The 9,697-nt window shown below is 62.4% G+C and carries 8 protein-coding genes; all 8 read left to right on the forward strand.

Annotated features, from left to right (window positions below):
- Positions 1-72: 72 nt before the first annotated feature.
- A complete protein-coding gene (locus HB680_RS17605; RefSeq protein WP_213939859.1) occupies positions 73-795 on the forward strand; it encodes a tellurite resistance TerB family protein in 723 nt (240 codons plus the stop codon).
- Positions 796-1,240: 445 nt separating this feature from the next.
- Complete coding sequence (locus HB680_RS17610; RefSeq protein ID WP_213939860.1) at positions 1,241-2,863, forward strand: methyl-accepting chemotaxis protein; 1,623 nt, start codon at positions 1,241-1,243, stop codon at positions 2,861-2,863.
- Positions 2,863-3,393: a chemotaxis protein CheW gene (locus tag HB680_RS17615; protein WP_213939861.1), complete on the forward strand. Its 531-nt coding sequence runs from the start codon at positions 2,863-2,865 to the stop codon at positions 3,391-3,393. Before HB680_RS17610 ends, HB680_RS17615 begins: the two co-directional genes overlap by 1 nt.
- Positions 3,390-4,661 carry a protein-glutamate O-methyltransferase CheR gene (locus HB680_RS17620; protein ID WP_213939862.1) on the forward strand — a complete coding sequence of 424 codons (1,272 nt, stop codon included), beginning with the start codon at positions 3,390-3,392 and terminating at the stop codon, positions 4,659-4,661. Before HB680_RS17615 ends, HB680_RS17620 begins: the two co-directional genes overlap by 4 nt.
- Positions 4,658-5,341 (forward strand): chemotaxis protein CheW, encoded by a 684-nt coding sequence (locus tag HB680_RS17625; RefSeq protein ID WP_213939863.1) that lies wholly within the window; start codon positions 4,658-4,660, stop codon positions 5,339-5,341. Before HB680_RS17620 ends, HB680_RS17625 begins: the two co-directional genes overlap by 4 nt.
- Positions 5,338-7,629 (forward strand): hybrid sensor histidine kinase/response regulator, encoded by a 2,292-nt coding sequence (locus HB680_RS17630; RefSeq protein ID WP_213939864.1) that lies wholly within the window; start codon positions 5,338-5,340, stop codon positions 7,627-7,629. The genes HB680_RS17625 and HB680_RS17630 overlap by 4 nt, the downstream gene beginning before the upstream one ends.
- Positions 7,626-8,636 (forward strand): chemotaxis response regulator protein-glutamate methylesterase, encoded by a 1,011-nt coding sequence (locus HB680_RS17635; RefSeq protein WP_213939865.1) that lies wholly within the window; start codon positions 7,626-7,628, stop codon positions 8,634-8,636. Before HB680_RS17630 ends, HB680_RS17635 begins: the two co-directional genes overlap by 4 nt.
- Before the next feature lie 48 nt (positions 8,637-8,684).
- Complete coding sequence (locus HB680_RS17640; RefSeq protein WP_213939866.1) at positions 8,685-9,686, forward strand: PleD family two-component system response regulator; 1,002 nt, start codon at positions 8,685-8,687, stop codon at positions 9,684-9,686.
- Positions 9,687-9,697: the final 11 nt, after the last annotated feature.

Genomic DNA, 9,697 nt, shown 5'->3' on the forward strand with positions numbered 1-9,697 from the left:
AGGTTGCGGGCACTTTCGATCTAGGCTGGTGGCCTGAATGATCCGGTTACCCCGAATTCGTGGAGGCAGCAAATGAACACCCGTGGATTGCTCGATCAGCTACTCAAGTCCGGTCAGGAGATGTTGCAGAACAAGTCTGGCGGCCATCAGAACAGGACCTCCGGCGGCGGACTGGGCGGTTTGCTCGGCGGCAGCGGTGGCTCGGGTGGCCTCGGTGGTTTGCTTTCGGGGGCAGGTAGTGGTGCATTGGCGGCCGGGGCGATGGGGCTGCTGATAGGTAACAAGAAACTCCGCAAAGTGGGCGGTAAGGTCGCGATCTACGGTGGCCTCGCGGCATTGGGCGTCATTGCCTACAAGGCTTACGGCAATTGGCAGGCCCAGCAGGGCGCGGCCCCGAAGGGCGAACCGCAAACCGTCGACCGCGTGCCAGCTGCGCAGGTTGAGCAACACAGCCAGGCGATTCTCAAGGCCTTGGTCGCCGCCGCCAAAGCCGATGGCCATGTCGACGAACGTGAGCGCGAGCTGATCGAAGGCGAATTCACCAAGCTCGACAACGACCAGGAACTGCGGCATTGGCTGCACGCCGAACTCAACAAACCCTTGGACCCGACCGACGTCGCCCGCGCCGCCAGCACTCCGGAAATGGCCGCCGAGATGTACATCGCCAGCGTGATGCTGGTGGATGAGGAGAACTTCATGGAGAAATCCTACCTCGATGAACTGGCGCGGCAGCTGAAGCTGGAGCCGGGGTTGAAGGCTGAGCTGGAGAAACAGGTGCGGCAGGCTGCGATGTAATCCCTTCAACCGCTTTCGCGGGCAAGCCTCGCACCTACAGGTCATTTTTGTGGCTCGACACAAAACTGTAGGAGCGAGGCTTGCCCGCGAAGGCGTCGTGTCAGGCAATACATCTGTTACTGAACCACCGCCTTCGCGAGCAAGCCCGCTCCCACAGGAGATCTCCGGCGAACACAGGATTGGTGTTCGCCACGATCAAACCCGTGGGAGCGAGCCTGCTCGCTAAGGCATTTTCAACTGCACTTCATCATCCAATGACCAATCCACCGCCCCTTTCTGCCAGATCACCACTGGCAACCGTCCCCCTTTCTAGCGGAAAGTCCCATTCCAGAGCCCGTCCCGGCTATTTATCCGCGGGACGGCGGGCGACGCGCATCCGTCTTATAAATGAAACACCGCCCTCAGCTATACTCCGCAGCATTTGAAAATGGCCCGAGGACATACTGTGAAGAACTGGACGTTGCGCCAACGCATCTTGGCGAGCTTTGCGGTCATTATTGCCATCATGTTGTTGATGGTGGTGGTCTCGTATTCCCGGTTGCTGAAGATTGAAGAGAGCGAGCAAAGCGTACGTGACGACGCGCTGCCCGGGGTCTATTACAGCTCGACCATTCGTGGCGCCTGGGTCGACAGTTTTCTCCAGACCCAGGAAATGCTGGGCTTGAAGGAAGGGCAGGGCATCAGTGCCGAAGATGCCGCTGAATTCAAAAGCTTCGAAACGCGCGTGCAAGATGCGATGAACAGCTATCGCGGCACGGTCACCACGGATGAAGACAAAGTCGAATTCGCGACCTTCGAAAAACTCCATGAGCGATACGGCGCGATCCTGGCCGCTGTGCTCGACTTGCATAAGCGCAATCAGGAAGCCGAGGCCATCAAGTTGTTCAACGAACAACTGACCCCGGCGTGGACCGCCGGGCGCATGAAGCTCAATGACATCCTGCGCGAAAACAAAGCCGTGGCCGACCAGGACATGGTCAACATCGATAACGCCGTGGTCACCGCGAAGGTCATCATGGGCGTGTCCCTGCTGATCGCGGTGCTGGCCGCCGGCCTCTGTGGCCTGTTGTTGATGCGGGCGATCATGGCGCCGATGAATCGCATCGTGCAGATCCTCGAAATCATGCGCACCGGCGACCTCAGCAGTCGCCTGAACCTGGAGCGCAAGGACGAATTCAACGCCGTGGAAACCGGTTTCAACGACATGATGACCGAGCTCACGTCCCTGGTGTCCCAGGCCCAGCGCTCGTCGGTGCAGGTCACCACGTCGGTGACGGAAATCGCCGCCACCTCCAAGCAACAACAAGCCACCGCCACCGAAACCGCCGCCACCACCACGGAAATCGGCGCGACCTCCCGTGAAATCGCCGCTACGTCGCGTGACCTGGTGCGCACCATGACCGAAGTTTCCACCGCCGCCGATCAGGCCTCGGTGCTCGCCGGTTCCGGGCAGCAAGGCCTGGCGCGCATGGAAGACACCATGCATTCGGTGATGGGCGCGGCGGATCTGGTCAACGCCAAACTGGCGATCCTCAACGAGAAGGCCGGCAACATCAATCAGGTGGTGGTGACCATCGTCAAGGTCGCCGACCAGACCAACCTGTTGTCGCTGAACGCCGCCATCGAGGCCGAGAAGGCCGGCGAGTACGGTCGCGGTTTTGCCGTGGTCGCTACCGAAGTGCGGCGCCTGGCGGACCAGACCGCCGTCGCCACCTACGACATCGAGCAAATGGTCCGTGAGATCCAGTCGGCGGTGTCGGCCGGGGTCATGGGCATGGACAAGTTCTCCGAAGAAGTACGTCGCGGCATGTCCGAAGTGACGCAGGTCGGCGAGCAGCTGTCGCAGATCATCCATCAGGTCCAGGCGCTGGCGCCGCGGGTGTTGATGGTCAACGAAGGCATGCAGGCCCAGGCCACCGGTGCTGAACAGATCAACCACGCGCTGGTGCAATTGGGCGATGCCAGCAGCCAGACCGTCGAGTCCTTGCGCCAGGCCAGTTTCGCCATCGACGAACTGAGTCAGGTGGCGGTCGGGCTGCGTAGTGGCGTCTCGCGATTCAAAGTCTGATGAGCGAACTTACGGCTAAACGCAGCGCCGTGAACGCGGCCAGGCTTGCGCTGTTCCTGGTGTTTTGCATCGGTAACGAGCGTTATGCCCTGCAAGCCATCGAGGTGGCGGAAGTGCTGCCGCGCCTGCCGTTGAAGCCGATTGCCCGGGCCCCGGACTGGGTCGCGGGGGTGTTCGCCTATCGCGGCGCGGTGGTGCCGGTGATCGACCTCAGTGCACTGACTTTCGGTCAACCGGCCCAGGCCCGCACCAGTACGCGTCTGGTGCTGGTGCACTATCGACCGGACGAGGCGAAGCCTTCGCAATTGCTCGGGCTGATCCTGGAACAGGCCACCGACACCGTGCGCTGCAACCCGGCGGATTTTCAGCCCTATGGCCTGGACAATCCCCAGGCGCCGTACCTCGGTCCGGTACGCAAGGATGCCCAGGGTTTGCTGCAATGGGTGCGCGTCGCCGATCTGCTCGATGAGCAGGTGCGTGCGCTGCTGTTTCCGGCGCAGCCCCTGGACCTGCTTAAGGAGCCGTCATGAGCAGCGACCAGCGGTTTTTCGATTTTCTCAAGGATCGCATTGGCCTCGACGTCGCGTCGGTCGGCCCGGCGATCATCGAACGTGCGGTGCGTCAGCGAACGACCGCTTCACAGGCGCTGAGCGCCGACGAGTACTGGCACACATTGCAGGGCTCGCGGGATGAACAGCAAGCGTTGATCGAAGCGGTGATCGTCCCGGAAACCTGGTTTTTCCGTTACCCGGAATCCTTCGCCACGCTGGGGAAACTGGCGGCCAAGCGTCTGGCCGACATCAACAACATGCGCGCCCTGCGGATTCTCAGTCTGCCGTGTTCCACCGGTGAAGAACCGTACTCCATCGCCATGGCCTTGCTGGATGCGGGGCTCAAACCCCATCAGTTCAAGGTCGAAGGCATGGACGTCAGCCCGCTCTCGGTCGAGAAAGCCAAGCGTGCGCTGTACGGCAAGAACTCCTTTCGCGGGCAGGACATCGAATTTCGTGAGCGGCATTTCAGCGCCGAAGAGGACGGCTATCGGCTCAGCGAACGGGTGCTGGAACAGGTGCGTTTGCAGGTCGGCAATCTGCTGGATCCGGCCTTGCTGGCCAGCGAACCGCCCTATGACTTCGTGTTCTGCCGCAACCTGCTGATCTATTTCGACCAGCCGACTCAACAACAAGTGTTCGAAGTGCTCAAGCGCCTGACCCACGTCGATGGCGTGCTGTTTATCGGCCCGGCGGAGGGCAGCCTGCTCGGGCGTTTCGGCATGCGTTCGATCGGCATCCCGCAGTCGTTTGCCTTCAGCCGCCAAAGCGCGCCGGAACCCGAACCTCTGCCGACCTTCGTGCCGACCCCGCTGCCGGTGCGCCAACCGGTGCGTAGCGTGACCCCGCCGCCAGTCCGCAATCGCCCGTTCGCCACGGTTGTGCCGTTGCCCAATACCGGCAAAACCGCGAACCCGGACGCCGCCACGCTGCTGGCGAACATCGCCGCGCTGGCCAACGAAGGCAAAAGCGCCGAAGCCCGGGCCGCGTGCGACAGTTATCTGCGCAGTCACGAACCGGTGGCCCAAGTGTTTTACTGGCTGGGGCTGCTTAGCGATGTTGCCGGCCGGGCACTGGAGGCCCAAGGCTTTTATCGCAAGGCGTTGTACCTCGAGCCGCAACACCCCGACGCGTTGATGCACCTGGCTGCCTTGCTGCAATCCCAGGGCGATACCGCGGGCGCCAGACGATTGCAGGAACGCGCCGCCCGCAGCGAGCGCGCCGCCGACAGTGAGCGTAAACGATGACCGTCTCCGACTCCTTGAGCGTCACCCACGAAGATGCCCAGGCCATCGACGACTGCTGGAACCGCATCGGTATCCACGGCGACAAGTCCTGCCCGCTGCTGACCGAGCACATTCATTGCCGCAATTGCGCGGTGTATTCGGCGGCCGCCACCCGTTTGCTCGATCGCTACGCCTTGCAGCAGGAAGATCGCGAGCAGGTGGCGACGGCGGTCGAAACCGACGTCAAAACCCGCTCGCTGCTGATGTTCCGCCTCGGTGAAGAATGGCTGGGCCTGGCCACCCGCAGTCTGGTGGAAGTCGCGCCGCTGCAAACCATTCACTCCCTGCCGCACCAGCGCTCCCGGGCCTTGCTCGGCGTGGCGAATGTGCGCGGTGCGTTAGTCGCGTGCCTGTCGCTCGTGGAGTTGCTCGGCCTCGACACCACCAACCCTGTGGCGTCGGGTGCCCGGGTCATGCCGCGCATGTTGATCATCGCCGCCCGGGGCGGGCCGGTGGTGGTGCCGGTGGACGAGGTTGACGGCATTCACGCCATCGATGAACGCATCCTCGATGCCGCGTCGCAATCCGGCGCCCAGGCCAGCGCCAAGTACACCCGTGGTGTGTTGCAGTTCAAAGGTCGCAGCCTGCGTTGGCTGGATGAAGAACAGTTGCTGTCCGCCGTGACCCGGAGCCTCACATGACCCCCGAGCAAATGCGCGACTCCTCTTTGCTGGAGCTGTTCAGTCTGGAAGCCGAGGCCCAGACCCAAGTGCTGAGCGCCGGTCTGCTGGCTCTTGAGCGCGATCCGACCCAGGCCGATCACCTGGAATCGTGCATGCGCGCGGCGCACTCGCTCAAGGGGGCGGCGCGGATTGTCGGTGTGGACGCCGGGGTCAGCGTGGCCCATGTCATGGAAGATTGCCTGGTCAGTGCCCAGGAAGGACGGTTGTACCTGCGCCCGGAACACATCGACGCGTTGCTGCAAGGCACCGATCTGCTGATGCGCATCGCCACGCCGAACAATGCGCCGTCAGCAGTAGAAATCGACGCCTACGTCGCGCTGATGGGGCGCTTGCTCGATCCGATGGCATTGGCGCCGCCGATCAGCACGCCGATTGCGCCGTTCATGGCCGAGCTTCAGTTGGAACCGCCTCAGGTCGAGATACCGGTTCCGGTCGTCGAGCCGCCACCGGTTGCCCCTGCCGAGCCGCCGCGCAAGACCAAACGCACCACCGAAAACGGCGAGCGCGTGCTGCGGGTCACTGCCGAACGGCTGAACAGCCTGCTCGACCTGTCGAGCAAATCCCTGGTGGAAACCCTGCGGCTCAAACCGCACCTGGCCACCATGCAACGGCTCAAACGCACTCAAAGCAATGGCCTGCGCGCCCTGGAAAATCTCAACGTCCACCTCAAGGATTTGAACCTGAGCCTGGAAGCCCAGGAAGCGCTGGACGATGCTCGCCGGTTATTGGCCGAATCCCAGCAGTTACTGGTGGAAAAGAACGCCGAACTGGATGAATTCGCCTGGCACGCCAGTCAGCGTGCGCAGGTGTTGTACGACACCGCACTGGCCTGTCGCATGCGGCCGTTTGCCGATGTGCTGACCGGGCAAGTGCGTATGGTCCGTGACCTGGGCCGCGATTTGGGCAAACAGGTGCGCCTGGAGATCGAAGGCGAAAAGACTCAGGTCGATCGCGACGTGCTGGAAAAACTCGAAGCGCCGCTGACCCATTTGCTGCGCAACGCCGTGGACCATGGCATCGAAACCCCGGAGCAACGGTTGTTGGCCGGCAAGCCACCTGAAGGTTTGATCCGTCTGCGCGCGTCCCATCAGGCCGGTCTGCTGGTGCTGGAACTCAGCGATGACGGCTACGGCGTCGATCTGGAAAAGGTCCGCCGCAGCATCATCGAGCGGCATTTGTCCCCGGCGGAAACCGCTGCACAGTTGAGCGAGGAAGAACTGCTGACGTTCCTGTTCCTGCCGGGTTTCAGCCTGCGGGACAAGGTCACCGAAGTCTCCGGGCGCGGGGTCGGTCTGGATGCGGTTCAGCACATGGTCCGGCAGTTGCGCGGCGCGGTGGTGCTGGAGCAGACGGCGGGCGAGGGCAGTCGTTTCCACCTGGAAGTGCCGCTGACCCTGTCGGTGGTGCGCAGTCTGGTGGTGGAAGTCGGCGATGAGGCTTATGCGTTTCCGTTGGCGCACATCGAGCGCATGTGCGACCTGGAGCCGGACGACATCGTCCAGCTCGAAGGCCGCCAGCACTTCTGGTACGAAGGCCGGCATGTCGGGTTGGTGGCGGCCAGTCAGTTGTTGCAGCGCCCGGCGAGCCAAAGCAGCCAGCAAACCCTCAAGGTCGTGGTGATTCGCGAGCGCGATGCGATTTACGGCGTGGCGGTCGAGCGCTTTATTGGCGAGCGGACCTTGGTCGTATTGCCGCTGGATGAGCGCCTGGGCAAGATTCAGGACATTTCCGCCGGGGCCTTGCTCGACGACGGTTCGGTGGTGTTGATCGTCGACGTCGAAGACATGCTGCGGTCGGTGGACAAACTGCTCAACACCGGGCGACTGGAACGCATTGCCCGCCACAGCAATCAAGCCACGGAAGCGGCGCGCAAGCGGATTCTGGTGGTGGACGATTCCCTGACCGTTCGCGAGTTGCAGCGCAAGTTGCTGCTCAATCGCGGCTACGACGTGGCCGTCGCGGTGGACGGTATGGATGGCTGGAACGCCCTGCGTTCGGAGGATTTCGATCTGCTGATCACCGACATCGACATGCCGCGCATGGACGGCATCGAACTGGTGTCTTTATTGCGCCGGGACAATCGCCTGCAATCGCTGCCGGTTATGGTGGTGTCCTATAAAGATCGCGAAGAAGACCGTCGTCGTGGACTGGACGCCGGAGCCGACTATTATCTAGCCAAAGCCAGTTTTCATGACGACGCCCTGCTCGATGCAGTGGTTGAGCTCATCGGGGGAGCGCGGGCATGAAAATCGCAATCGTCAACGACATGCCCATGGCGGTAGAGGCCTTGCGCCGCGCCTTGGCATTCGAACCGGCGCATCAGGTGATCTGGGTCGCCAGCAATGGCGCCGAGGCCGTGCAACGTTGCGCCGAGAACACCCCGGACCTGATCCTGATGGACCTGATCATGCCGGTGATGGATGGCGTGGAGGCGACCCGGCGGATCATGGCCGAAACCCCGTGCGCCATTGTGATCGTCACCGTCGACCGCCAGCAGAACGTGCACCGGGTGTTCGAAGCCATGGGCCATGGTGCGCTGGATGTGGTCGATACCCCGGCGATCGGTGCCGGCAATCCGGCGGAAGCGGCGGCGCCGTTACTGCGCAAGATCATGAACATCGGCTGGCTGATCGGCGACAAGGGCAATCGTGTGCGTTCGGCGCCGAGCCCGCTGCGCAACTCCGGGTCGCGGCAAAAACTGGTGGCCATCGGGTCGTCCGCGGGCGGGCCGGCGGCGCTGGAAGTGTTGCTCAAAGGGCTGCCGCAGGATTTTTCGGCGGCCATCGTGCTGGTGCAGCACGTGGACCAAGTGTTCGCCGCCGGCATGGCCGAATGGCTCAGCAGTGCCAGCGGCCTCAATGTGCGGCTGGCCCTGGAAGGCGAACCGCCCCAGGCCGGCACGGTGTTGCTGGCCGGCACCAACCACCATATTCGCTTGTTGAAAAACGGGACGCTGGCTTACACCGCCGAACCGGTCAACGAGATTTACCGGCCCTCGATCGACGTGTTTTTCGAAAGCGTGGCCAGTTACTGGAACGGCGACGCCGTCGGCGTTTTGCTGACTGGCATGGGCCGCGACGGGGCGCAGGGGCTTAAACTCATGCGCCAACAGGGCTACCTGACCATCGCTCAGGACCAGAACAGCAGTGCGGTGTATGGCATGCCGAAAGCGGCCGCGGCCATCGACGCTGCCGTGGAAATTCGCCCACTGGAAAAGATAGCGCCACGATTGCTGGAGATATTCCCAAAATGAAGACTTTTCTCCGCAATCCTGGCCCAAGTAGTACTCAGGTGACCGCACATGAATGACTTACAGCTCGACGACTTCAAGACCGATGAAAACGCCGCCATGGTGTTGTTGGTGGACGATCAGGCGATGATCGGCGAGGCGGTTCGGCGTGGCCTGGCGAATCAAGAGAACATCGACTTCCACTTCTGCGCCGACCCGCACCAGGCCATTGCCCAGGCGATTCGGATCAAGCCGACAGTGATCCTGCAGGACCTGGTAATGCCCGGGCTCGACGGCTTGAGCCTGGTGCGTGAATACCGCAACCACCCGGCGACCAAGGACATTCCGATCATTGTCCTGTCGACCAAGGAAGACCCGCTGATCAAAAGCGCGGCGTTCGCGGCCGGGGCCAACGATTACCTGGTGAAACTGCCGGACAACATCGAACTGGTGGCGCGCATCCGCTATCACTCGCGCTCCTACATGACCTTGCTGCAACGGGATGCGGCGTACCGCGCGTTGCGGGTCAGCCAGCAGCAATTGCTCGACACCAACCTGGTGCTGCAACGCCTGATGAACTCCGACGGCCTGACCGGCCTGTCGAACCGCCGCCACTTCGACGAATACCTGGAACTGGAGTGGCGACGCTCACTGCGGGACCAGACTCAACTGTCGTTGCTGATGATCGACGTGGATTACTTCAAATCCTATAACGACAGTTTCGGCCACCTGGAAGGCGACGAAGCCCTGCGCAAGGTCGCCACGGCGATCCGCGACGCCAGCGCCCGGCCTTCAGACCTGCCGGCCCGTTACGGCGGCGAAGAGTTTGTGTTAGTGCTGCCCAACACCTCGCCGGGCGGTGCGCGGCTGGTGGCGGAGAAACTGCGCCAGACCGTGGCAGCGCTGAAGATCCCGCATGTGTTCCCGGTTGAAGGGTCGAATTTGACGATCAGTATTGGCCTGTCGACGATTACTCCGCAGGCGGGCAGTGATTGCCGGCAATTGATCTCGGCGGCGGATAAGGGGCTGTATCTGGCGAAGAATAATGGGCGCAATCAGGTGGGGATTGAGTAAGGATAGGCCTG

The organism is Pseudomonas sp. dw_612 (assembly GCF_018449725.1).
In the GTDB taxonomy this organism is placed as follows: Bacteria; Pseudomonadota; Gammaproteobacteria; order Pseudomonadales; family Pseudomonadaceae; genus Aquipseudomonas.